Origin of the sequence: Pantoea sp. NSTU24 (assembly GCF_050157905.1) — a bacterium.
Lineage (GTDB): Bacteria > Pseudomonadota > Gammaproteobacteria > Enterobacterales > Enterobacteriaceae > Pantoea.
Genome location: NZ_JBKIWZ010000001.1, coordinates 1,937,696 through 1,960,904, shown reverse-complemented (window position 1 = coordinate 1,960,904; position 23,209 = coordinate 1,937,696). Strand labels below are relative to the sequence as shown.

Sequence of the window (23,209 nt, the reverse complement as noted above, 5' to 3'; positions counted from 1 at the left end):
ACAGAGGCGGTCTGGCTGCTACAATCGCGCCTCATTTTTACCCAGCGTAGCGTTAACACATGCATAATGACTCAAAAACAACACAACAACCTGCATTACGACGTGCGTTAAAAGCCCGTCATCTGACGATGATTGCCATCGGCGGCTCCATCGGTACTGGCCTCTTTGTGGCCTCCGGTGCCACCATTGCTCAGGCCGGACCCGGCGGGGCGCTTCTCTCCTATATCCTCATCGGCCTGATGGTTTATTTCCTGATGACCAGCCTGGGCGAACTGGCCGCCTTCATGCCCGTGTCAGGCTCCTTCGCTACCTATGGCGCAAAATATGTCGAAGAGGGCTTTGGTTTCGCACTCGGCTGGAACTACTGGTACAACTGGGCGGTGACCATCGCGGTTGACCTGGTGGCCTCACAGCTGGTGATGAACTACTGGTTCCCCGACACGCCCGGCTGGATCTGGAGCGCACTATTCCTGGGGCTGATGTTCCTGCTCAACTACATCTCGGTGAAAGGCTTTGGCGAGGCGGAGTACTGGTTCTCGCTGATCAAAGTGGCGACCGTGATTATCTTTATCGTGGTGGGCGTGCTGATGATTACCGGCATTATGCGCGGCGCGGAGCACGCGGGCTGGCATAACTGGCAGGTCGGGGATGCGCCGTTTGCGGGGGGCTTTGCCGCGATGATTGGCGTTGCGATGATTGTCGGATTCTCCTTCCAGGGCACCGAACTGATCGGTATCGCGGCGGGCGAATCTGAAGATCCGGCGAAAAACATTCCGCGCGCGGTCCGGCAGGTGTTCTGGCGTATCCTGCTGTTCTATGTCTTTGCTATTCTGATCATCAGCCTGATTCTGCCTTACACCGATCCACAGTTGCTGCATAACGATATTAACGATATCAGCGTCAGCCCGTTCACGCTGGTCTTCCGCAATGCCGGTCTGCTCTCCGCGGCGGCGGTGATGAATGCGGTGATCCTGACGGCGGTGCTGTCGGCAGGAAACTCCGGTATGTACGCCTCAACACGTATGCTCTATAACCTGGCCTGCGAAGGCAAAGCGCCACGGATTTTCGCGAAGCTCTCAAAGGGCGGCGTGCCGCGCAATGCACTCTGGGCGACTACCGTCGTGGCAGGCCTCTGTTTCCTGACCTCAAAGTTCGGAAATCAGGAGGTCTACCTGTGGCTGCTGAATACGTCCGGCATGACCGGCTTTATCGCCTGGCTGGGCATTGCCATCAGCCACTATCGCTTCCGCCGGGGCTATATTGCTCAGGGGTATGACCTGAACGATCTGCCGTACCGTTCCGGCTTCTTCCCGCTAGGACCCATTTTCGCTTTCGTGCTCTGCCTGATTATTACGCTGGGTCAGAACTATCAGGCGTTTCTCAACGAGAGTATCGACTGGTACGGCGTGGCAGCGACCTATATCGGCATTCCGCTGTTCCTGATCATCTGGTTCGGCTACAGGCTGGTACGCGGCAGCCGTCTGGTGAAGTACAGCGAGATGACGTTCCCGGTTCATAAAGCGTAACGCGGTTACGCCTGACACCGCGCGTGGCGGTGGCGCCCGACCTTATGGCGAGGGCGCAGACCGCCGAAGCGAAGCAGCGCACCGCCCGGCCAAAAAGCGGGCAGCGTTTTTTGAAAAATCTGAAGCGTTAACCCGGCGACGATGCACCTGAGGGATGAAGTGCGTCGTCGCCTGCGTTCGTGCTGAACCTCTCTTTTGCAAAAGCCCTGTGCGCTCTGAGCCGATGCGCCATTTGCCGCTCTCCCGTCCATAACAACACCCTTTTTTACTGTTTTTTCACGTCTCGCTTGCGCTAACGAATTGATAATTATTATCACCTGGACTATTGTGGCTGCGTTTTCTGACGTGATAGCCACACAGGGTTAAAACATGACTACCGAAACTTCGCTGCTGGTAGGGGAAGAGATGCTTCACCACACCATGCAAAACTATCATCAGATGCTGCGCCGCCGCCTTGTCTGGATTGGCGTGCTGCTGCTGGCGATCGTCGCCTCACTGATTCTCGATTTCACGCTGGGCCCGGCCGGACTCTCGCTGGAAACGCTGTGGAATACGCTGCTCAATCCTGACAACGTCGATGCCGGCACTCGCGTTATCGTCTGGGATATTCGTCTGCCTTATGCGCTGATGGCGCTGGTGGTGGGGTTGTCGCTGGGCCTGGCGGGCGCGGAAATGCAGACCATCCTGAATAACCCGCTGGCGAGTCCGTTTACCCTGGGGGTTTCATCGGCGGCCGCCTTTGGTGCAGCGCTGGCCATCATCCTTGGCATAGGGATCCCGGGCATTCCCGATCAGTGGTTAATCTCAGCCAACGCCTTTGTGTTTGCGCTGTTTGCCGCGCTGATGCTCGATGCCGTCACCCGCTGGACGCAGGTCTCCTCGGCAGGTGTGGTGCTGTTCGGTATTGCGCTGGTCTTTACCTTTAACGCGCTGGTTTCCATGATGCAGTTCATCGCCAGCGAAGATACGTTGCAGGGCCTGGTCTTCTGGACCATGGGCAGCCTGGCGCGCGCCTCCTGGGAGAAACTGGGGGTACTGAGCCTGGCGCTGGTTATCCTGGTGCCGTTTTCGATGATGAGCAGCTGGAAACTCACGGCGCTGCGTCTGGGCGAAGATCGTGCGGTGAGCTTTGGTATTGATGTGCGTCGTCTTCGCCTGGCCACCTTGCTGCGCATCAGCGTCCTCTCCGCGCTGGCCGTGGCCTTTGTCGGGCCTATCGGCTTTATCGGCCTGGTTGCCCCGCACATCGCCCGCATGATGTTTGGTGAAGATCACCGCTTCTATCTGCCTGCCAGTGCGCTGGTCGGTGCGCTGGTGCTGTCGCTGGCGTCGGTTGCCTCGAAAAACCTGATTCCTGGCGTGATCATTCCGGTCGGCATTGTAACCTCACTGATTGGCGTGCCGTTCTTCCTGAGTATTATTCTGCGTCATCGGGGGACAGTATGATGGAACAGGGTCTGACCTTACGCGGCTTCAGCGCCGGTTATCCCAAACATAAAGTCATTGAAAATCTGAACATTGCGCCGCTGCCGCGTGGCGAAATCACGGTGCTGCTGGGGCCGAATGGCTGTGGTAAATCGACGCTGCTACGTGCGCTGGCGGGGCTGAACAAAGGGCAGGGGGAGATGTGGCTGAACGGCGAAGATCTGATGACTCAGCCCTTTGCCCGCCGTGCAAAGAACGTCGTCTATCTGCCGCAGTCGCTGCCTGCGGGTGTGCATCTGCACGTGCTGGAGTCCATTATCGTGGCGCAGCGTGCCTCGGGCGGGCTGCACAACGCCGGCAGCGAAGCGGAAATTATGCATCTGCTGGAGCAGCTTGGCATTGCACATCTGGCGATGCGCTATCTGGATCAGCTTTCCGGGGGCCAGAAGCAGCTGGTCGGGCTGGCGCAGTCGCTGATCCGTCGTCCGGCACTGCTGCTGCTGGATGAGCCGCTGAGCGCGCTGGACCTCAACTATCAGTTCCACGTCATGGATCTGGTGCGGCGCGAAACGGCCCTGCGTAATATCGTGACGGTCGTCGTGGTGCACGATATCAATATTGCACTGCGCCATGCGCAACATGCCCTGATGCTGAAGCAGGGCGCGCTGGTGGCGGAAGGGCAGCCGGATAAGGTTATTACGCCCGCCACGCTGGCGAAGGTTTATGGCGTGAATGGCCGTATCGAACACTGCTCACGCGGCATTCCGCAGGTGATGATCGATGGGCTGACCGGCCCGGCACTGGTCTGACAGAGCAGACAGGCTCAACGTCCGTCCTGCAGGCGAATGACAGAAACGTCGGTCCGCTTGCAGTAAAAATTCAGGGCCGCGGGTGCGGCCCTGATTGTCAGCTAGACCAGCAGATGCTGGGCATGGAAGCGCAGATGATCTTCCACGAAACTGGCAATAAAGAAGTAGCTATGGTCATAACCCGGCTGAATGCGCAGGGTCAGCGGGAAGCCCACGTCGCTGGCGACCGCATCTAATCGCTCCGGTTGCAGCTGGTCGGCCAGGAACTGATCGCTGTCACCCTGGTCAATCAGCATGGGCAGCCGGTGCGACACTTCCGCCATCAGCTGGCAACTATCATACTCCCGCCACGCCGCGCGATCCTCGCCCAGATAGGCCGTAAACGCTTTCTGACCCCAGGGCACCTGCATCGGATTAACAATCGGTGCAAAGGCAGAAGCCGAGGCAAAACGGTTGCCCAGACGCAGCGCCAGCATCAGCGCGCCGTGGCCACCCATGGAGTGACCCATGATCGACTGGCGTTCACTGACCTTGAAGTTATCCGCAATCAGGGCGGGCAACTCGCTGCTCAGATAGTCGAACATGCGGAAATGACTGGCCCAGGGCTGCCGGGTGGCATTGAGATAGAATCCCGCGCCCTGGCCCAGATCGTAAGCCTCATCATTCGCAACCCCTTCACCGCGTGGGCTGGTATCCGGCATAATCAGTACCAGACCCAGTTCCGCCGCCACCCGCTGCGCGCCCGCTTTAGTAGTGAAGTTTTCATCGTTGCAGGTCAGCCCGGCAAGAAACCAGACCACCGGCGGCGGCGCATCACCGTGCGGATCGGGCAGATAGATGCTGAAAGTCATCGGACAGTTCAGCACCGTCGAGGAATGCCGCCAGCGCTGCTGCCAGCCGCCAAAAATACGGTGTTCTTCCAGTAGCTCCAGAGTGGATGCCATAACGCCTCCTGATTACTTATTAAAATGCACGACTGAGCGAATCGATTTTCCTTCATGCATTAAATCAAAGGCGTCGTTGATCTCTTCCAGCGGCATGGTGTGGGTGATGAAATCGTTCAGCGCAAATTTGCCGTCGAGATAATCCTGCACGATGCCCGGCAACTGCGAACGGCCTTTTACGCCGCCAAAGGCGGAGCCGCGCCACACGCGACCGGTCACCAGCTGGAAGGGACGGGTTGAGATCTCTTCACCGGCACCCGCGACGCCGATAATCACAGATTCGCCCCAGCCCTTGTGGCAGCACTCCAGTGCGGAACGCATCACGTTAACGTTACCGATACATTCAAACGAGAAATCCACGCCGCCGTCGGTCAGCTCGACAATCACATTCTGAATCGGTTTATCGTAATCTTTCGGGTTAATCAGATCGGTCGCACCCAGTTTGCGCGCCAGATCGAATTTACTGGTGTTGAGATCGATAGCGATGATGCGGCTCGCCTTCGCCATCTTCGCCCCAATGACGGCGGAAAGACCGATGCCGCCGAGACCAAAGATTGCTACGGTGTCACCCTCTTTGACTTTCGCCGTGTTCATCACCGCGCCCATGCCGGTGGTCACGCCACAACCCAGCAGGCAGACTTCTTCCAGCGGCGCTTCTTTGCTGATTTTGGCCAGTGCGATCTCCGGGATAACGGTGTACTCAGAGAAGGTCGAGGTGCCCATGTAGTGGAAAATCGGCTTGCCATCTTTAAAGAAGCGGGTGGTGCCGTCAGGCATCAGCCCTTTGCCCTGAGTGGCGCGAATCGCCTGGCAGAGGTTGGTTTTGCCTGACAGGCAGAACTTACATTTGCCACATTCCGGTGTGTAGAGCGGGATCACATGGTCGCCCACTTCTACGCTGGTCACGCCTTCGCCCACGGCTTCCACGATGCCGCCGCCTTCATGGCCAAGGATCGCCGGGAAAACGCCTTCCGGATCGGTACCGGAAAGGGTATAGGCGTCGGTATGGCAGACGCCGGTCGCAACAATACGCACCAGCACTTCGCCTTTCTGCGGCGGCATTAAGTCCACTTCCTCAATTTTCAGTGGCTCGCCAGCAGCCCAGGCAACAGCGGCACGGGTTTTGATCATGTTCATGCAATCCCTCTTCCAGTCAGATTGTGGCGCGCAGGCGCGCCGGGTGGTCGTGATGATTCAGGGCCGGATGGGCCAGAATTTTAAACATAGCGCGGAACGCTTATTCCGCTGCCTGTAATGGATGCATCAGTTCATCATTGAGCGGACGATTGTCAAACTGTTCGATAATCAGGTACTTCAGCGCCTCAACATTCGGCGTAAAGGCGTCGCGTCGCCACATCAGCCAGGTGGCCGTATCACGGTAAGCCGGAGGCAGCGTGTGCGCCTGTACCCGCGACCGATCCGCCATCTGCTTCAGCACCGACGCCGGGATCATCGCGACACCGGCTCCGCCCGCCACGCAGGCCAGCATGGCGTGATAGGACTGAATCTCCATCACATTATCGGGCGCGGTCTGGCTGTCGCGATACCAGCTTTCCAGCTTGACCCGATAGGAGCAGCTGTTACGGAAGGCAAACAGAGTGTCGCCCTGGACATCGCGCGCGGTGGTAATCGGCGCATGGTCGAGCCCGGTGATCAGCACCATCTCCTCACGAAAGGCGATGCAGCCATTCAGATCGTCATGGGCGACCGGACCATCCACCAGCGCGGCGGCCAGCGTACCTTCACGCACCCGATCGATAATTTCGCCCGAGGTGCCGGTGATCAGAGAGAGCGCCACCGCCGGGAAGCGCTGATGATAGGCGGCGAGGAGGCCGGGCAGACGGGTCGCCGCGGTACTCTCCATGGAGCCAAGCGCAAAGTTGCCCGCCGGTTTGCCGGTGCGGGTCATGCTCATCGCCTCTTCGCTCAGTGTCAGGATGCGCTGCGCATAGTTCAGAAAATTATGGCCCATCGGCGACAGACGAATGCGCTGCTTCTCACGAATAAAGAGATCCACACCCAATTCTTCTTCCAGCTGACGCAAGCGCGTGGTGAGATTAGAGGGGACCCGATGCAGCTGCTCTGCTGCGCGAGCCAGCGAACCCGTTTCGGCGACGGAACAGAACATACGTAGCTGAACCAGATCCATATCTTCTCTTCCTGTAAACAAGTTGGTTAATAATATTCACTTTCCGTGAGTGTAGACATCCTGCATGCTGTTAGCAAGTGAGATAAGATCTCAGGGCAGAACAGCAGGAGTTCAGCAATGGCATTTCGCATCGCGCTCAGCGCGTTTTTAACCTTATTTGTAGCAATGGGGATTGGTCGCTTTGCCTTTACGCCCCAGGTGCCGCTGATGATCCAGGCTCACCAGCTGACGCTCACCAGCGCCAGCCTGGTCGCCGCGTTTAACTATCTGGGCTATCTGTGCGGCTCGTTTGATGCGATGCGGGCGCACCGACGGGTCGAGCTGCGGCTACAGACAGGTGTGTGGGGCGCAGTAATCCTGACGCTGCTTTCCGCGTTCGCCAGCGGGCCGTGGCTGCACGGCGCGATCCGCTTTCTGATTGGCTGGGCCAGCGGCTGGGCAATGGTACTGGTGGCGGCGTGGAGCAATGAACAACTGCATCGTTACGGGCGGGCGGGCCTGTCTGCGGCCGTATTTGCGGGGCCGGGCTGCGGCATTCTGGTCAGCGGTCTGCTGGGCGTGCTGCTGCACACGCTGCAGGTTTCAGTCGGGGTGGCCTGGACCGCTTACGGTGCGCTGGCGCTGCTGCTGATTGCGCTCATCACCCGGCATCTGCCGCGTCAGGGAGAACTGCATCGTCCCGGACAGGCCCCTGCGCCGCTGGTGCTGGATCGCAACCTTAAACGTCTGGTCGCGAGTTACAGTCTGGCGGGCTTCGGCTACATACTGCCCGCCACTTTCCTGTCGCAGATGGCGGCTACACGCTTTCCTGAAAGCATTTTTGCTCAGTTCGTCTGGCCCGTTTTTGGTGGCGCAGCGGTGATCGGCATCGGGCTCGGGATCCTGACGCGGCGCTGGGGGCAAAGCCACATCCGGCTGGCGCTGGTGCTCTGGGCACAGGCGCTGGGCGTCTTTGCCGCGGCTCTGTTGCCTGGCTTCAGTGGCCTGCTGGCCGGGGCGCTGCTGGTGGGAGGCGGCTTCCTCTGCGTGGTGCAGCTTTCAATGCTCTGCGCCCGTGAGCTGGCCCCCGGCCATCTGCGCTATATGGCGGGCCTGCTGACCACGGGCTATGCCATTGGGCAACTGGCGGGGCCGCTGCTCTCCTTTCTCTCTGCTATCCTCTGGCACCGGCTGGAGCCTGCGCTGTGGGTCGCCGGGGGCAGCCTGCTCTGGGCGGGGCTGCTGGTCTGGCGTCGAACCGGATAAAAAGCTTTCTTCACCAATCTGATTGATTGCTGGATTCCCCGCCAAGAAAGTTTCACAATACGCGCCTGATTACAGGGCCCGCAGGCAAAGGCGTGCGGGCGCAACACCAGCCGGAGAAGAGTACGATGAGCACCTTAAGTCAGGAAGCTGCCCTGGTCCATGAAGCGCTGCTGGCGCGAGGACTGGAAACGCCGTTACGTGCACCGACGCGCGACATTGATGACGAAACGCGTAAAAGCCTGATTGCCGGGCACATGACGGAGATCATGCAGCTGCTGAATCTGGATCTGGAAGATGACAGCCTGATGGAAACGCCACACCGCATTGCCAAAATGTATGTGGATGAGGTCTTTTCCGGCCTCGATTATGCGAACTTCCCGAAAATCACCGTCATTGAAAATAAGATGAAGGTTGATGAGATGGTGACTGTACGTGACATTACGCTGACCAGCACCTGTGAACACCATTTTGTGATCATTGATGGTAAAGCCACCGTCGCCTACATTCCCAAAGAGAAAGTGATTGGCCTGTCAAAAATCAACCGCATCGTCCAGTTTTTTGCGCAGCGTCCACAGGTGCAGGAGCGTCTGACGCAGCAGGTTCTGGTCGCACTACAGACGCTGCTGGGCACCAATAATGTCGCCGTTTCTATTGATGCAGTGCACTACTGTGTGAAAGCGCGCGGCGTGAAAGATGCCACCAGCGCCACCACCACGACCTCCCTGGGTGGTCTGTTCAAGTCCAGCCAGAATACCCGTCAGGAATTTTTGCGCGCGGTGCGCCATAGTTGAGTTTACGGCGGGCGCATAACGCTGCCCGCCTCATCGGGGCAGGGTGCCGCATGCAACGCTATCACGCGCTGGATTTCATTCGTGGCTGTGCCATTCTCGGCATTCTGCTGCTCAATATCGTCGGCTTTGGCTTGCCCTCGGCCGCCTACCTCAATCCTGCCTGGCAGGGAAGTGTCAGCCTGAGTGACGCCTGGACCTGGGCGCTCTCTGATACGTTCGCCCAGCTCAAATTTCTCACTCTGTTTGCACTGCTGTTTGGCGCCGGTCTGCAGATGCAGTTGCCGCGCGGCAGCCGCTGGCTGACGGCCAGACTCTCCCTGCTGGTGGTGATCGGTTTCCTGCATGCGGTTTTTTTGTGGGAGGGCGACATCCTGCTGGATTACGGTGTGATTGGGCTGGTGGTCTGGCGGGTGTTACGCGACGTTCCCTCCACCCGCAGCCTGATGAATACCGGCATTCTGCTCTATCTGGTGGGCTGCGGCGTACTGCTGGTGTTTGGGTCGATTTCCGATGCCGAACCGACCCGCTCCTGGCTGCCGGGCGCAGCCGATCTGCAATATGAACAGTACTGGAAGCTCACCGGCGGCTGGGAAGCCGTACAGAACCGGCTGGATCACCTCTCTTCCGGGCTGATGGCGCTGGCGGCGCAGTATGGCTGGCAGCTGGCAGGATTGATGATGATTGGCGGTGCGCTGCTGCGCAGCGGCTGGCTGACCGGCCAGTTTTCCGCGCAGCACTACCGTCAGGCGGCGGCCTTACTGCTTTCCATCGGATTCACGATTGCGGTGGCCGGGGTGGCCGCACAGTGGCTGTTACACTGGGCGTTTCGCTGGAGTGGTTTCTATCTGCAGATGCCGCGTGACCTTGCCAGCCCGCTCATCAGCCTGGGCTATGCCGCGCTCTGTCTGGCCTACTGGCCGCAGATTGCACGCTGGCGTGTCAGCTATGCCATCCGGTGCGTTGGCCGCATGGCGCTGACCAACTATCTGCTGCAGTCTCTCATCTGCACCACGCTCTTTTATCGCTTTGACCTCTATATGCACTTCACCCGTCTGGAGCTGGTGCTGATGGTGCCACTGATATGGCTTATCAATATCCTGTTTTCACTCATCTGGTTACATTTCTTCGCGCAGGGGCCGCTGGAGTGGCTTTGGCGGCGGCTGACGCTGCTCTCCGCCGGTAAATCACGCCTCACCGATCGCGCCGGATAATGACCGCCATCACAAAGGTTACAGAATTGTATGTAACCGTTTTCATTGATGTGACGCAATTCACGCTGCACGCTGCCAGCCCCTGACAAAATAGCGCCGGTGTACAACCCGGCGTGATGCCTTATTTTTCCTTTCTGGAACTGCTGCATGATAACAATCCGTGATGTTGCCCGTCAGGCTGGCGTATCCGTAGCGACCGTGTCGCGCGTCCTCAATCAGAGCAGCGCCGTGACCTCTGACACCCGCGACGCCGTGTTACAGGCAGTCGAAGCGCTGGGCTATCGTCCCAATGCCAACGCTCAGGCGCTGGCGACGCAGGTCAGCGACACGATTGGGGTAGTGGTGATGGATGTTTCCGATCCCTTCTTTGGGGCACTGGTGAAAGCGGTCGACACCGTGGCGCAGCGCGTTCACAAGCATGTGTTAATCAGCAACTCCTGGCATCAGGAAGAGAAAGAGCGTCATGCCATTGAAGTGCTGATCAGGCAGCGCTGCAATGCCCTGGTGGTCCACGCAAAAACCTTGCCGGACGCGGAACTGGCGGAGTTTATGCAGCATGTGCCGGGCATGGTCGTCATCAATCGCATCGTGCCCGGCTTTGAGCATCGCAGTGTCAGTCTGGATAACGTCACCGGGGCACTGATGGCATCACGCACACTGTTACAGCAGGGACATAGCCGTATTGGTTATCTCTGCTCCAGCCATCCTATTGAGGATGTGGCACAGCGTCGCGACGGCTGGATGCAGGCAATGGCAGAGCAGGGCATCCGGCCTCAGGAGAGCTGGATAGCCAGTGCGGAGCCCGATATGCAGGGAGGCGAAGCCGCCATGGTCGAACTGCTCGGACGGAATCTGAATCTCAGTGCGGTGTTTGCCTATAACGACGGCATGGCGGCGGGGGCACTCACTGCGCTGAAAGACAACGGCATTCAGGTACCACAGCATTTTTCTGTCATTGGTTTCGATGACATTCCCATTTCACGTTACACCGATCCACAGCTCACCACCGTCCGCTATCCCATTATTTCTATGGCAAAAATCGCCACTGAACTGGCGTTACAGGGGGCGGCCGGACTGCTTGATGACACGGCAACCCATGTCTTTATGCCGACGCTGGTGCGGCGTCATTCGGTAGCACAGCGGCAAAATGTGGAGTCCGTCACTAATTCAGGCGATTCAGGCATGTAACCGTTTTCAATCTGTGATTACATTCACAGTTAATTAACATTGCCCTCACTATGATGGCAGCGTCTTACCGGACTGAAACATTATGTAACGCCAGTGTAACGGCATCAGTTGTGGTCTCAGTAGCCGGTTATGGGTTTACACCCGCCTCAGGGAAGCGTTCTGGCACAGGGAAGTCAGGTTTGAGATGGCGTTTCACGGATTAGCACCCATTACGTTAGCCGACACGCCAGTCTGTTTTACCGATTGTACTGCCGCCTGGTTGCGCGGCAGCGCTACAAAGACCCTGCATAATAAAACCGGAGATACCATGAATAAGAAGGTTTTCACGCTTACCGCCCTGGTTGCCAGCATGATGTTTGGCGCAACCGCTCACGCAGCTGATACCCGCATCGGCGTAACCATTTACAAATATGATGACAACTTCATGTCAATGGTGCGCAAAGATATCGAGAAAGAAGCGAAAGCCATCGGTGGTGTGCAGTTGCTGATGAATGACTCGCAGAATGACCAGTCCAAACAGAACGACCAGATTGACGTGCTGATGGCAAAAGGCGTGAAAGCGCTGGCGATTAACCTGGTTGACCCGGCCGCAGCGGCCGTGGTGGTGGATAAAGCGCGTGCCAACGACGTGCCGGTGGTCTTCTTCAACAAAGAGCCGAATGCCAAAGTGCTGGCCGGTTACGACAAAGCCTATTACGTGGGTACCGACTCTAAAGAGTCCGGCATCATTCAGGGCAAGCTGATTGAGAAGCACTGGAAAGCGACCCCTGCCTGGGATCTGAACAAAGATGGCACCATCCAGTTCGTGCTGCTGAAAGGCGAGCCGGGCCATCCGGATGCGGAAGCCCGTACCAAATATGTGATCGATACCCTGAACAAAGATGGCCTGAAAACCCAGCAGTTAGCGATGGACACGGCGATGTGGGACACCGCGCAGGCTAAAGATAAGATGGATGCGTGGCTGTCTGGTCCGAACGCGAAGAAAATCGAAGTGGTGATTGCGAACAACGACGCCATGGCGATGGGTGCGGTTGAAGCGCTGAAAGCGCACAACATGACCTCTATTCCGGTCTTCGGCGTCGATGCCCTGCCAGAAGCGCTGGCGCTGGTGAAATCCGGTGCGCTGGCTGGTACCGTGCTGAACGATGCTGAGAACCAGGCGAAAGCGACGCTGGACATTGCCAACAACCTGGCGAACGGCAAAGGGGCAACCGACGGAACCAACTTCAAGATGGTTGATAAGATCGTCCGCGTTCCTTACGTACCGGTTGATAAAGAAAACCTCGCTCAGTTCCAGAAATAAGATCGATTACGGGCGCGACTGCTGTCGCGCCTTTTTTATGTCACCACCGTTTTTTAGCCAGGTAAATTATGGCCAGTGATAACACGACCGCGCAGCGAGAATATCTGCTGGAAATGACGAATGTCTCTAAATCATTTCCCGGAGTCAAAGCGTTAGATAATGTGAATTTAAAAGTGCGGCCTCACTCTGTTCATGCATTAATGGGCGAGAACGGTGCCGGGAAATCCACCTTATTAAAATGCCTGTTTGGTATTTATAAAAAAGATACCGGCAGTATCCTGTTTCAGGGTAATGAGATCGATTATAAGAGTTCCAAAGAGGCGCTGGAAAATGGCGTGTCGATGGTGCATCAGGAATTAAACCTGGTTCTGCAGCGTACAGTCATGGATAATATGTGGCTGGGACGTTATCCACGCAAAGGATTCTTTGTCGATCAGGATAAAATGTACCAGGATACGAAAGCGATCTTTGACGAGCTGGATATTAATATTGATCCACGCGATAAAGTTGCCAATCTTTCTGTCTCGCAGATGCAGATGATTGAAATCGCCAAAGCATTTTCCTATGACGCGAAAATTGTGATTATGGATGAGCCGACCTCCTCGTTAACCGAGAAAGAGGTTAATCACCTGTTCACGATTATCCGCAAGCTGAAAGATCGTGGCTGCGGCATTGTTTATATTTCGCACAAGATGGAAGAGATTTTCCAGCTGTGCGATGAGATCACGATTCTGCGTGATGGTCAGTGGATCACGACTCAGCCGCTGGAAGGGCTAGATATGGATAAGATCATCGCGATGATGGTCGGCCGTTCACTGAACCAGCGTTTCCCCGATCGGACCAACGTGCCGGGCGAAACGATTCTTGAGGTGCGCAACCTGACCTCTCTGCGTCAGCCTTCGATTCGCGACATCTCGTTTGACCTGCGTAAAGGGGAGATCCTCGGCATTGCCGGGCTGGTGGGCGCCAAACGTACCGATATCGTCGAAACGCTGTTTGGCATTCGCGAAAAATCGGGCGGCACCATAAAACTGCATGGCAAACCGATTAATAACCACAGCGCCAATGAAGCCATTAACCACGGTTTTGCGCTGGTGACGGAAGAGCGTCGTTCGACCGGTATTTATGCTTACCTCGACATTGGATTTAACTCGCTTATTTCCAATATTAAAAAATATAAAAACAGTATGGGGCTGCTGGACAATAAACGCATGAAGAGTGATACCCAGTGGGTGATCGATTCAATGCGGGTAAAAACACCTGGCCACCATACTCAGATTGGTTCGCTTTCGGGCGGTAACCAGCAAAAAGTGATTATTGGACGCTGGTTATTGACCCAGCCTGAAATCCTGATGCTTGATGAACCTACGCGCGGTATTGACGTAGGGGCAAAATTCGAAATTTACCAGCTTATTGCTGAGCTGGCGAAAAGAGAGAAGGGCATCATTATTATCTCATCCGAAATGCCGGAACTGTTGGGCATTACCGACCGTATTCTGGTAATGAGCAACGGTCTGGTAGCAGGCATTGTTGATACCAAAACAACCACGCAGAACGAAATATTGCGTTTAGCGTCATTACACCTTTAATGAAGCAAGGGCTGTTAACATGAAAGCGACTACAAAAAAGAATGCGCTAACCTGGTTAAAAGAGGGCGGCATTTATGTCGTTCTGCTGGTATTGCTGGCTATTATTATTTTCCAGGACCCGACATTTTTAAGTTTGATGAACCTGAGTAATATCCTCACCCAATCTTCAGTGCGCATCATTATTGCACTGGGTGTGGCGGGCCTGATTGTGACCCAGGGGACTGACCTGTCAGCTGGCCGTCAGGTGGGTCTGGCGGCGGTGGTGGCCGCAACGCTGTTACAGGCAATGGATAACGCCAACAAGGTGTTCCCGACGCTGGATACGGTGCCGATCCCACTGGTTATCCTGACCGTGTGCATCATCGGTGGCGTGATTGGTCTGGTCAACGGTGTAATCATTGCGTACCTGAAGGTGACGCCATTTATCACCACCCTGGGCACCATGATCATCGTTTACGGTATCAACTCCCTCTATTACGATTTTGTTGGTGCGTCACCGATTGCCGGTTTTGATGCCGGGTTCTCTAAGTTCACTCAGGGCTTCCTGCGCTTCGGTGATTTTAAACTGTCGTTTATCACCTTCTATGCCGTTATCGCGATTGTTTTCGTCTGGGTGCTGTGGAACAAAACCCGCTTCGGCAAAAACATTTTTGCTATCGGCGGTAACCCGGAAGCGGCGAAAGTGTCAGGCGTCAACGTGCCGCTGAACCTGATCATGATTTACGCGCTGTCAGGTGTCTTCTATGCCTTTGGCGGGATGCTGGAAGCGGGTCGTATCGGTTCGGCCACCAACAACCTCGGCTTTATGTATGAGCTGGATGCGATTGCAGCCTGTGTGGTCGGCGGCGTCTCCTTCGCCGGTGGTGTGGGAAGCGTGGCGGGTGTGGTTACCGGTGTGTTGATCTTTACCGTCATCAACTACGGTCTGACCTATATCGGCGTTAACCCTTACTGGCAGTACATTATTAAAGGCGGCATCATCATTTTCGCCGTGGCGCTGGATTCACTGAAGTATTCGCGCAAGAAGTAAGCCTGATTCAACAGCAAGAAAGCGACCTTCGGGTCGCTTTTTTTATGGGTCAGACAGGCGAGATGCTGTCTGACGGCGCAGGCGCAGGGAACAGGGTCAGATCGGAAAGACACAAAACCATTCCTGAGATGCCCTGCCTTATCGTTTCAGGACACGCTTAGGGAGGATGCTGTCAGACGGAGCAAGGCGCAGGGAACAGGGTCAGATCGGAAAGACGCAAAACCATTCCTGAGATGCCCTGCCTTATCGTTTCAGGACACGCTTAAAGAGGATGCTGTCTGACGGCGCAGGCGCAGGGAACAGGGTCAGATCGGAAAGACGCAAAACCATTCATGGGATGCCCTGCCTTATCGTTTCAGGACACGCTTAAAGAGGATGCTGTCTGACGGCGCAGGCGCAGGGAACAGGGTCAGATCGGAAAGACGCAAAACCTGTCATCCATGACACGCTCGGCCCGCGTCGTCCCTGACGCGGGACGCTTTCCTCTTCTGACCCTGTTCCCTGCGCGTTGAGCTTAATCATTGTGGTGAGAATTAACGGGCCGTTTGCGTTGAGCTTACTCATTGTGGTGAGAATTAACGGGCCGTTTGCGTTGAGCTTACTCATTGTGGTGAGAATTAACGGGCCGTTTGCGTTGAGCTTACTCATTGTGGTGAGAATTAACGGGCCGTTTGCGTTGAGCTTACTCATTGTGGTGAGGATTAATGAGCCGTTTGCGTTGAGCTTGCTCATTGCGGTGAGAATTAACGGGCCGTTTGCGTTGAGCTTGCTCATTGCGGTGAGAATCAACGGAACCTGCGCATCAGTGCCGCAACGGCTTTCAGGCGCTATTTCTTCAGCTTCTGCTCTAATTCCAGCAGCTGCTCCGGCGTCACTGCCGGATAACTCTGTGTATCCTCGGGAACATCGCGCACGGCAGGAATTGGCACCAGCGGGCCCAGGAAACGCGGCTCGCGTTTCAGCAGGAAAAGATCTGCCAGCGCACCCAGCCGGGCACCCACCTCGCGGAAGCGTACGCTAAGCATATTTTTCGGAGATGGCACGGCATAGCATTGCGCCTGAATGCCGAGCTGCAGGGCGATAAACAACGCCCGCTCACAATGGAAACGCTGCGTGATAATAATGAAGTCGTTGGTATCGAATACCTTGCGGGTGCGGACTATCGAATCCAGTGTACGGAAACCGGCATAGTCGAGCACGATATCGGCCGGATCGACACCGGCTTTGATGAGATCACGACGCATGGTCATCGGTTCGTTGTAGCTCTGCTGAGCATTATCACCGCTCAGCAGCAGATAGTTTACCCTGCCACTGTTATAGGCATTCAGGGCACCCTGTATGCGGTAGAGGTAATACTGATTGATGACGCCGGTCCGGTAATATTTAGCCGTTCCCAGCACCACGCCAACCTGACGATGCGGTAAAGAGGCGACATTCTCGTAAATAAAAGGCGCCGTTTTCCAGCTGATCCAGCGATCAAGGCCGAGCGCAGTCGCTAACATCGTTAAAACGATGAAAAGCAGACCAATGAGAACGCGTTTCAGCATGCGCCTGGAGACTCGATATCAGAATGTTGAGATGGGACAAGGCTACTTGAGCTGCTGCATTGAAGCAAGTCAGAGGCGGCTGGCTGTGCTCTTTTTGAACACTGCCGGATCGAAAATCGATCCGGCAGTCAGAGGATTAAATCGAGGTACGACGATAATGACGGTACTGCGGCAGCCAGAAGTTATTCGCAATTGCCTGCGATAACACATCTTCAGAGGTCACTACGGCAACGCCAGCCAGCTGCGCGGCTTTACCTACTTCCATGGCAATAATCTTCGATACACCCTGAATATCTTTAATCTCAGGCAGAACCGGACCTTCACCTTCGTTGACCAGCGGAGAGCAGTCGGCGAGCGCACGGCTGGCGGTCATCAGCATCGAATCAGTCACGCGGCTGGCACCCGATGCAATCACACCCAGACCAATACCCGGGAAGATATAGGAGTTGTTGCACTGTGCAATCGGATACGTTTTACCATTCCAGCTCACCGGTGAGAACGGACTGCCGGTAGCGACCAGTGCGGCACCGTCGGTCCAGGCGATGATATCAGCAGGTGTCGCTTCCACGCGTGACGTCGGGTTCGACAGCGGCATCACGATAGGGCGGCTGCAGTGCTTGTGCATCTCGCGGATGATCTCCTCGGTGAACAGGCCCGGCTGACCGGAAACGCCAATCAGGATATCCGGTCTGGCATTGCGCACCACATCCAGCAGTGAGATAGCGTCGTTAGTGACATCCCACTCCTGCAGCGTTTCGCTCTTCTGCACCAGTTTGCTCTGGAAATCGAGCAGGTTGGGTAGTTTGTCCGTGAGCAGACCAAAGCGGTCCACCATCAGCACACGGCTGCGCGCTTCATCGTCACTCAGCCCTTCAGACTTCATCTGCGCGATGATCTGTTCGGCGATGCCACAACCGGCGGAACCGGCACCCAGGAACACCACTTTCTGCTCACACAGACGGCTTCCTGCGGCGCGACTGGCGGCGATTAGCGTTCCCACGGTCACAGCAGCGGTGCCCTGAATGTCATCGTTAAAGCAGCAGACTTCATCGCGATAGCGGTTCAGCAGCGGCATCGCGTTCTTCTGGGCGAAGTCTTCAAACTGCAGCAGCACTTTCGGCCAGCGGCGTTTAACGGCCTGGATAAACTCGTTTACAAACGCATCATACTCTTCGCCGGTGATGCGCGGATGACGCCATCCCATATAGAGCGGATCGTTCAGCAGCTGCTGGTTATTGGTGCCGACATCCAGCACCACCGGCAGGGTGTACGCCGGGCTGATACCGCCACAGGCGGTATAGAGCGAGAGCTTACCAATCGGAATACCCATGCCGCCGATGCCCTGGTCGCCCAGGCCCAGGATACGTTCACCGTCGGTGACCACAATCACCTTCACGTTCTGTTTGGTGGCGTTCTGCAGCATGTCTTCAATGCGATCGCGGTTAGGGTAAGAGATGAAGACGCCGCGCGCACGACGATAGATTTCAGAGAAATGTTCGCAGGCAGCGCCGACGGTCGGCGTGTAGATAATCGGCATCATCTCTTCGAGATGGTTATCCAGCAGGCGATAGAACAGCGTTTCGTTGGTGTCCTGGATGTTTCGCAGGTAGACATGCTTATCGTTGTTATTTTTGAAGTCCTGGAACTGACGCCAGGCGCGCTTCGCCTGCTCTTCAATCGACTCTACCGCTTCTGGCAGCAGACCGTTGAGGTTGAATTCATTACGTTCTTCGAGGGTAAAGGCGCTGCCTTTGTTCAGAAGGGGAAATTCCAGCAAAATCGGGCCAGCATAAGGGATGTACAGCGGGCGTTTACTTTCGTATTCGAGTTCCATGCAATGATGCTCCGGTTGCAGTGTTGTCTGGCGTCACGCCGGACAGGTAGCGCCAGTATGTTACCCCTTATAGCTCAGACTGCAGGCCTGACAACGGCAGCGCGATGCTGCCGGAAAATTCACGACCGTGCTGCCATCCTGCAACCTGAATTATTCAGAGTAATTTGTAATGACGTGAATTCTGGCGCCAGATCCTATGAAATTTCCCACAGAAATACAGCGTTTTTTCATAAAAGCTCACAAAAGTGTGGCCGCACTGACAGCGGGTTATGCTTTGTTCAGCGTCACCTGTAGCAGCTCACGGCAACCAAATGTCTGAAGCGTCGCCTGTGTGGCGGCGAACTGGCTTAACGTGGCATTTTCTGCTTCCGCCAGGACCGCTTTTTTTATCTGATGCACATTACCACCCTGCATATTCAGCAGCACCAGCGCCGCCTGAAGCGGAGGGAAGCTCGGATTAAACGCCGCGTTTTCGGCATAGCGGCCGGCGACAATTTTGCCGGTTTCAGTCAGCAGCGCAACACCCGCGTGTGACTGACTGTAGGGCGCGTGACTGGCATTGGCTGCCGCCACTGCCGCCTGCACCAGCGCGTCGCCTGCGGCCACATAGCCATGATCCACCTCATCCATCAGGAAGGTAGTGATAGCGAGATCGCGCGGGCCAAACGCATCCGGCAGATAATCAGCCAGCGTGCTGACCGCGCGTTGCGGCAGGCTGATTCGGATGGCGGTACCGCTGTTCAGCTCGTTCATAAACTGACGGCAGTGGCCACACGGCGTGTAATTCACGGTGATCGTCTCTATCTGACGCTCACCCCGTAGCCAGGCATGCGTAATGGCGCTCTGCTCGGCGTGCACCGTCTGCTGCATAGGCGCGCCGACAAATTCCATATTGGCCCCGAAGTACCAGTTGCCACTCACGCCACGGGCGATAGCGCCGACGTTAAAATGGGAAACGGTAGCAACCGCACAGGCCGCTGCCAGCGGCAGCAGCGCCAGGGCCAGCGCGTCGGCTTCCATCCCGGTCTGTTGCAGCAGCAGGTTAACCTGGTCGGCACTGAGTACCGCCTGAAAATCGGGATCGTCCAGCAGGGGCGCGAGAGCGGTCTGCAGCGTTGGCGGCAATGCTTCAAACGCAGAGAGGAAACGGGATTGCATGTGAGCCTCATTAAAGTCAGCAGGGCAAGGTGCCAGTCAACGGTTTATATGTGATCTACATCGCTCTGACAATGTAACCTGTATTGCATGTTTCAACTTTGCGAGATCTCTCGCAAAGTTTTAGCTTAACCCGTGCAGCAGCAGCGGAAAAATAAAGGGTGCCAGCAGTGAGGTGATAATGCCGCAGATCACCAGCGCCAGTGAGCTGAACGCCCCTTCCTGAAAGTCGAGTTCAGCGGCCCGCGCGGTGCCCAGTGCATGCGAGGCGTTACCAATTGCCAGTCCACGCGCCGCTTTCGATTTCACGTTCAGCAGATTCAGCACCGTATGACCGAAAACGGCACCCAGCACCCCGGCAATCAGCACACAGATTGCACTGATGGCAGGAATGCCATGCAGCGATCCGGAAACGGCCATGGCAATAGGCGTTGTCACCGATTTAGGGGCAATTGTGGCGGCAATTTCCGGTGTCGCGCCGAGCCACAGGGCGATGGCGGTGCCGGAGGTCATGGCGGTCAGGCTGCCGATAAAGCAGACGCCGATGATGGATTTCCAGCGGGCACGAATCTGATGCATCTGCTCATACAGCGGCAGCGCCAGCGCAACCACCGCAGGCTGAAGGAGCTGATTAAGGATCTGACTGCCCGCGAAATAGCGTGAGTAAGGCAGATGCAACAGCAGCAGAATCGGAATGATGATCGCCATCGCGACCAGTAACGGGTTAAGCAGCGAAATTTTCAGCCGCATCGCCAGCCTGCGCGCCAGAAAAAAAGCAGCCAGCGTCAGCGGCAGTGACCACCACATTTCACTCATCAGGTTCTCCTGCCGGACGACGGCTGTGCAGATGCTGGGCGCTCACACCGACAATGGAAAGCACCAGAAACGTGCTGACGACACAGGAGATCACGATTGGCCCGAACTGGGCGGTCAGAACATCGGTATAACTCATCACCCCGACGCTGATCGGCACAAACAGCAGCGCCATATAGCGAATCAGCAGATGGCAGCCCGGTTTAACCCAGCTTACCGGCAGAATCTGTGAGGCCAGCAGCGCGAACAGGATCAGCATTCCCAGAATACTGCCGGGCAGTTTAATGGGCAGCAGGGCGGCGAGGCCGATTCCGGCGTACAGGCAGAGATAGATAATGATAAAGGCGCGAAGATAGCGGCCACAGACAGAGAGTAGGGTGCGCATGGCAGGCTCCTGTTTTTACTGCGTATCATCATACGCATTAACCGCTTAGCGTGCTAGCGGTCACATTTACAGGACGGGACAGGCAGAAGGGTGAGGCGTGTTCAGTGGAAGAGAATGACCCTTTGCGCCTGCGGGCAGACGCAAAGGGGAAAGCATCTCACGTCACTGCGGTTTACACGGTGACGGCGTGCACTGCTTTATTTGACAGGCATACCCGGAACGGCACCGCTGTCGACAGAAAGCACAAACAGATCTTTGCCGCCTGGTCCGGCAGAGAGCACCATGCCTTCAGAGATACCGAAGCGCATTTTACGCGGTGCGAGGTTAGCCACGATGATAGTCATCTTACCGACCAGCACGGATGGATCCGGATAGGCCGCGCGAATGCCGGAGAAAATCTGACGCTTTTCACCGCCCAGGTCGAGCTGCAGACGCAGCAGCTTGTCCGAGCCGTCAACCAGTTCCGCCTGCTCAATCAGGGCGACACGCATATCCACTTTGGCAAAGTCATCGATGGTGATGGTGTCACCAATCGGTGCATCTGCCAGCGGCCCCGTGACGGCTGGCGCATTGGCAGCGGCGGCATCCTCTTTCGAGGCTTCAATCAGTCCATCCACCTTCGCCATTTCGATGCGGCTGTAGAGGGCTTTAAACGGCGCAACCTGATGATTCAGCAGGGGCTGCGCAATCGCTTCCCAGCTCAGTTCGGTGTTCAGGAAGCCCTCTGCGCGGGCACTCAGTGAAGGCAGCACCGGCTTCAGCCAGGTCATCAGAATGCGGAAAAGGTTGATGCCCATTGAGCAGATCGCCTGCAGATCGGCATCGCGGCCTTCCTGCTTCGCCACTACCCAGGGGGCCTGCTCATCGACATAACGGTTTGCGAGATCGGCCAGCGTCATGATCTCACGGATCGCGCGGCTGTACTCACGGCTGGCCCAGGCGTCGCCAATCCTGTCTGATGCCTCAACAAAGGTCTGGTAGAGCGCCGGATCGGCCAGTTCAGCCGCCAGTTTGCCGTTGAAGCGTTTGGTGATGAAACCGGCGTTACGCGATGCCAGGTTAACCACTTTATTGACGATGTCGGCATTTACGCGCTGCACGAAATCTTCCAGGTTGAGGTCGATGTCGTCGATACGGGAAGAAAGCTTCGCCGCATAGTAGTAACGCAGGCTGTCGGCATCCAGATGCTGCAGCCAGGTGCTGGCTTTGATGAAGGTGCCGCGCGACTTCGACATTTTGGCGCCGTTAACGGTGACATAGCCATGTACAAACAGGTTGTTCGGCTTGCGGAAGTTGCTGCCTTCCAGCATCGCGGGCCAGAACAGGCTGTGGAAATAGACGATGTCTTTGCCGATAAAGTGATAAAGCTCGGTAGTGGAGTCTTTACGCCAGAATTCGTCGAAGTCGATGTCACCGCGCTTGTCACACAGGTTCCTGAACGAGCCCATATAACCGATAGGCGCATCCAGCCACACATAGAAATATTTGCCTGGCGCGTCCGGAATTTCAAAACCAAAGTAAGGCGCATCGCGGGAGATATCCCACTGCTGCAGGCCGGATTCGAACCACTCCTGCATCTTGTTCGCCACCTGATCCTGCAGCGCACCGGAACGGGTCCAGGCCTGCAGCATCGCGCTGAACGACGGCAGGTCAAAGAAGAAGTGCTCGGAATCGCGCAGCTCCGGCGTCGCGCCAGAAACCACTGATTTCGGCTCAATCAGTTCAGTCGGGCTGTAGGTCGCGCCACAGACTTCGCAGTTATCGCCATACTGATCGGCTGCTTTACATTTCGGGCAGGTGCCTTTCACAAAACGGTCCGGCAGGAACATCCCTTTTTCCGGATCGTAGAGCTGGGAAATGGTGCGGTTCTTAATAAAACCGTTCTCTTTCAGACGACCGTAGATCAGCCCGGCCAGCTCACGGTTCTCGTCGCTGTGGGTTGAGTGATAGTTGTCGTAGCTGATCTCAAAGCCGGCAAAGTCCGCTTCATGTTCGCTTTTCATTTCGGCGATCATCTGTTCCGGTGCGATCCCCATCTGCTGAGCTTTCAGCATGATAGGCGTACCGTGCGCATCATCGGCGCAGATGAAAAAGACCTGATTGCCACGCATTCGCTGATAACGCACCCAAATATCTGCCTGGATATGCTCGAGCATGTGGCCGAGATGGATTGATCCGTTCGCGTAAGGCAGTGCGCACGTTACCAGAATTTTTTTAGCGACTTGAGTCATAGTTTGCGTAGCTTTCTGTTGATTGAAAAAACGG

At 56.2% G+C, this 23,209-nt stretch carries 20 protein-coding genes; 10 read left to right on the top strand and 10 right to left on the bottom strand.

Going from position 1 to position 23,209, the window contains the following annotated elements; translation table 11 throughout:
• Positions 1-59: 59 nt before the first annotated feature.
• The 3 genes from ACLHDD_RS09330 to ACLHDD_RS09320 all read left to right on the top strand — a co-directional run bounded on the left by ACLHDD_RS09330 (position 60) and on the right by ACLHDD_RS09320 (position 3,760).
• Positions 60-1,526: an amino acid permease gene (locus tag ACLHDD_RS09330; RefSeq protein ID WP_313653978.1), complete on the top strand. Its 1,467-nt coding sequence runs from the start codon at positions 60-62 to the stop codon at positions 1,524-1,526.
• 369 nt (positions 1,527-1,895) lie between these two features.
• Positions 1,896-2,972 (top strand): FecCD family ABC transporter permease, encoded by a 1,077-nt coding sequence (locus tag ACLHDD_RS09325; protein WP_427103894.1) that lies wholly within the window; start codon positions 1,896-1,898, stop codon positions 2,970-2,972.
• Positions 2,972-3,760, top strand: coding sequence for an ABC transporter ATP-binding protein (locus tag ACLHDD_RS09320; RefSeq protein WP_427105192.1), 789 nt, complete (start codon positions 2,972-2,974; stop codon positions 3,758-3,760). Before ACLHDD_RS09325 ends, ACLHDD_RS09320 begins: the two co-directional genes overlap by 1 nt.
• A 101-nt stretch (positions 3,761-3,861) precedes the next feature.
• Here the strand turns inward: ACLHDD_RS09320 and fghA are convergent, their stop codons facing one another.
• From fghA to ptrR, 3 genes are all read right to left on the bottom strand, one after another.
• The gene (gene fghA, locus ACLHDD_RS09315; RefSeq protein ID WP_427103893.1) at positions 3,862-4,704 is read right to left on the bottom strand and encodes an S-formylglutathione hydrolase; all 843 of its coding nucleotides are present in this window, start codon (positions 4,702-4,704) and stop codon (positions 3,862-3,864) included.
• Between the two features lie 12 nt (positions 4,705-4,716).
• Positions 4,717-5,841: an S-(hydroxymethyl)glutathione dehydrogenase/class III alcohol dehydrogenase gene (locus tag ACLHDD_RS09310; RefSeq protein WP_427103892.1), complete on the bottom strand. Its 1,125-nt coding sequence runs from the start codon at positions 5,839-5,841 to the stop codon at positions 4,717-4,719.
• Positions 5,842-5,941: 100 nt separating this feature from the next.
• Entirely contained in the window at positions 5,942-6,853 is a 912-nt protein-coding gene (ptrR, locus tag ACLHDD_RS09305; RefSeq protein ID WP_427103891.1) for a putrescine utilization regulator PtrR, read from the bottom strand.
• Positions 6,854-6,970: 117 nt separating this feature from the next.
• On the opposite strand from ptrR, the gene ACLHDD_RS09300 reads away from it, so the two are divergent.
• From ACLHDD_RS09300 to mglC, 7 genes are all read left to right on the top strand, one after another.
• Positions 6,971-8,098 carry a YbfB/YjiJ family MFS transporter gene (locus ACLHDD_RS09300; protein ID WP_427103890.1) on the top strand — a complete coding sequence of 376 codons (1,128 nt, stop codon included), beginning with the start codon at positions 6,971-6,973 and terminating at the stop codon, positions 8,096-8,098.
• Positions 8,099-8,223: 125 nt separating this feature from the next.
• On the top strand, positions 8,224-8,889 hold the full coding sequence (folE, locus tag ACLHDD_RS09295) for a GTP cyclohydrolase I FolE (RefSeq protein ID WP_061062924.1): 666 nt from the start codon (positions 8,224-8,226) through the stop codon (positions 8,887-8,889).
• Positions 8,890-8,939: 50 nt separating this feature from the next.
• Positions 8,940-10,100, top strand: coding sequence for a DUF418 domain-containing protein YeiB (gene yeiB / locus ACLHDD_RS09290; RefSeq protein ID WP_427103889.1), 1,161 nt, complete (start codon positions 8,940-8,942; stop codon positions 10,098-10,100).
• Positions 10,101-10,247: 147 nt separating this feature from the next.
• The gene (gene galS, locus ACLHDD_RS09285) at positions 10,248-11,288 is read left to right on the top strand and encodes an HTH-type transcriptional regulator GalS (protein ID WP_427103888.1); all 1,041 of its coding nucleotides are present in this window, start codon (positions 10,248-10,250) and stop codon (positions 11,286-11,288) included.
• A 307-nt stretch (positions 11,289-11,595) separates the two neighbouring features.
• On the top strand, positions 11,596-12,591 hold the full coding sequence (gene mglB, locus ACLHDD_RS09280; RefSeq protein ID WP_427103887.1) for a galactose/glucose ABC transporter substrate-binding protein MglB: 996 nt from the start codon (positions 11,596-11,598) through the stop codon (positions 12,589-12,591).
• Positions 12,592-12,659: 68 nt separating this feature from the next.
• On the top strand, positions 12,660-14,180 hold the full coding sequence (gene mglA, locus ACLHDD_RS09275; protein WP_427103886.1) for a galactose/methyl galactoside ABC transporter ATP-binding protein MglA: 1,521 nt from the start codon (positions 12,660-12,662) through the stop codon (positions 14,178-14,180).
• A 19-nt stretch (positions 14,181-14,199) separates the two neighbouring features.
• Complete coding sequence (mglC, locus tag ACLHDD_RS09270; RefSeq protein WP_427103885.1) at positions 14,200-15,210, top strand: galactose/methyl galactoside ABC transporter permease MglC; 1,011 nt, start codon at positions 14,200-14,202, stop codon at positions 15,208-15,210.
• 366 nt (positions 15,211-15,576) lie between these two features.
• Here the strand turns inward: mglC and ACLHDD_RS09265 are convergent, their stop codons facing one another.
• The 7 genes from ACLHDD_RS09265 to metG form a co-directional block, all read right to left on the bottom strand.
• Positions 15,577-15,984, bottom strand: a complete 408-nt coding sequence (locus ACLHDD_RS09265) for a hypothetical protein (RefSeq protein WP_427103884.1) — start codon at positions 15,982-15,984, stop codon at positions 15,577-15,579.
• Positions 15,985-16,037: 53 nt separating this feature from the next.
• The gene (gene sanA / locus ACLHDD_RS09260) at positions 16,038-16,757 is read right to left on the bottom strand and encodes an outer membrane permeability protein SanA (RefSeq protein WP_427103883.1); all 720 of its coding nucleotides are present in this window, start codon (positions 16,755-16,757) and stop codon (positions 16,038-16,040) included.
• A 136-nt stretch (positions 16,758-16,893) separates the two neighbouring features.
• The gene (locus ACLHDD_RS09255; RefSeq protein WP_427103882.1) at positions 16,894-18,591 is read right to left on the bottom strand and encodes an NAD-dependent malic enzyme; all 1,698 of its coding nucleotides are present in this window, start codon (positions 18,589-18,591) and stop codon (positions 16,894-16,896) included.
• A 267-nt stretch (positions 18,592-18,858) separates the two neighbouring features.
• On the bottom strand, positions 18,859-19,749 hold the full coding sequence (cdd, locus tag ACLHDD_RS09250; protein ID WP_427103881.1) for a cytidine deaminase: 891 nt from the start codon (positions 19,747-19,749) through the stop codon (positions 18,859-18,861).
• Between the two features lie 120 nt (positions 19,750-19,869).
• Entirely contained in the window at positions 19,870-20,562 is a 693-nt protein-coding gene (locus ACLHDD_RS09245; protein ID WP_427103880.1) for a CidB/LrgB family autolysis modulator, read from the bottom strand.
• On the bottom strand, positions 20,555-20,944 hold the full coding sequence (locus ACLHDD_RS09240; RefSeq protein WP_427103879.1) for a CidA/LrgA family protein: 390 nt from the start codon (positions 20,942-20,944) through the stop codon (positions 20,555-20,557). Before ACLHDD_RS09240 ends, ACLHDD_RS09245 begins: the two co-directional genes overlap by 8 nt.
• 197 nt (positions 20,945-21,141) lie before the next feature.
• A complete protein-coding gene (gene metG / locus ACLHDD_RS09235; RefSeq protein ID WP_427103878.1) occupies positions 21,142-23,175 on the bottom strand; it encodes a methionine--tRNA ligase in 2,034 nt (677 codons plus the stop codon).
• Positions 23,176-23,209 lie beyond the last annotated feature (34 nt).

What these genes read in the sequence shown, in the direction of transcription:
- ACLHDD_RS09330 (WP_313653978.1), top strand. Translation starts at nt 60, where the DNA reads ATGCATAATGACTCAAAAACAACACAACAACCTGCATTACGACGTGCG.
- ACLHDD_RS09325 (WP_427103894.1), top strand. Translation starts at nt 1,896, where the DNA reads ATGACTACCGAAACTTCGCTGCTGGTAGGGGAAGAGATGCTTCACCAC.
- ACLHDD_RS09320 (WP_427105192.1), top strand. Translation starts at nt 2,972, where the DNA reads ATGGAACAGGGTCTGACCTTACGCGGCTTCAGCGCCGGTTATCCCAAA.
- fghA (WP_427103893.1), bottom strand. Translation starts at nt 4,704, where the DNA reads ATGGCATCCACTCTGGAGCTACTGGAAGAACACCGTATTTTTGGCGGC.
- ACLHDD_RS09310 (WP_427103892.1), bottom strand. Translation starts at nt 5,841, where the DNA reads ATGAACATGATCAAAACCCGTGCCGCTGTTGCCTGGGCTGCTGGCGAG.
- ptrR (WP_427103891.1), bottom strand. Translation starts at nt 6,853, where the DNA reads ATGGATCTGGTTCAGCTACGTATGTTCTGTTCCGTCGCCGAAACGGGT.
- ACLHDD_RS09300 (WP_427103890.1), top strand. Translation starts at nt 6,971, where the DNA reads ATGGCATTTCGCATCGCGCTCAGCGCGTTTTTAACCTTATTTGTAGCA.
- folE (WP_061062924.1), top strand. Translation starts at nt 8,224, where the DNA reads ATGAGCACCTTAAGTCAGGAAGCTGCCCTGGTCCATGAAGCGCTGCTG.
- yeiB (WP_427103889.1), top strand. Translation starts at nt 8,940, where the DNA reads ATGCAACGCTATCACGCGCTGGATTTCATTCGTGGCTGTGCCATTCTC.
- galS (WP_427103888.1), top strand. Translation starts at nt 10,248, where the DNA reads ATGATAACAATCCGTGATGTTGCCCGTCAGGCTGGCGTATCCGTAGCG.
- mglB (WP_427103887.1), top strand. Translation starts at nt 11,596, where the DNA reads ATGAATAAGAAGGTTTTCACGCTTACCGCCCTGGTTGCCAGCATGATG.
- mglA (WP_427103886.1), top strand. Translation starts at nt 12,660, where the DNA reads ATGGCCAGTGATAACACGACCGCGCAGCGAGAATATCTGCTGGAAATG.
- mglC (WP_427103885.1), top strand. Translation starts at nt 14,200, where the DNA reads ATGAAAGCGACTACAAAAAAGAATGCGCTAACCTGGTTAAAAGAGGGC.
- ACLHDD_RS09265 (WP_427103884.1), bottom strand. Translation starts at nt 15,984, where the DNA reads ATGAGCAAGCTCAACGCAAACGGCCCGTTAATTCTCACCGCAATGAGC.
- sanA (WP_427103883.1), bottom strand. Translation starts at nt 16,757, where the DNA reads ATGCTGAAACGCGTTCTCATTGGTCTGCTTTTCATCGTTTTAACGATG.
- ACLHDD_RS09255 (WP_427103882.1), bottom strand. Translation starts at nt 18,591, where the DNA reads ATGGAACTCGAATACGAAAGTAAACGCCCGCTGTACATCCCTTATGCT.
- cdd (WP_427103881.1), bottom strand. Translation starts at nt 19,749, where the DNA reads ATGCAATCCCGTTTCCTCTCTGCGTTTGAAGCATTGCCGCCAACGCTG.
- ACLHDD_RS09245 (WP_427103880.1), bottom strand. Translation starts at nt 20,562, where the DNA reads ATGAGTGAAATGTGGTGGTCACTGCCGCTGACGCTGGCTGCTTTTTTT.
- ACLHDD_RS09240 (WP_427103879.1), bottom strand. Translation starts at nt 20,944, where the DNA reads ATGCGCACCCTACTCTCTGTCTGTGGCCGCTATCTTCGCGCCTTTATC.
- metG (WP_427103878.1), bottom strand. Translation starts at nt 23,175, where the DNA reads ATGACTCAAGTCGCTAAAAAAATTCTGGTAACGTGCGCACTGCCTTAC.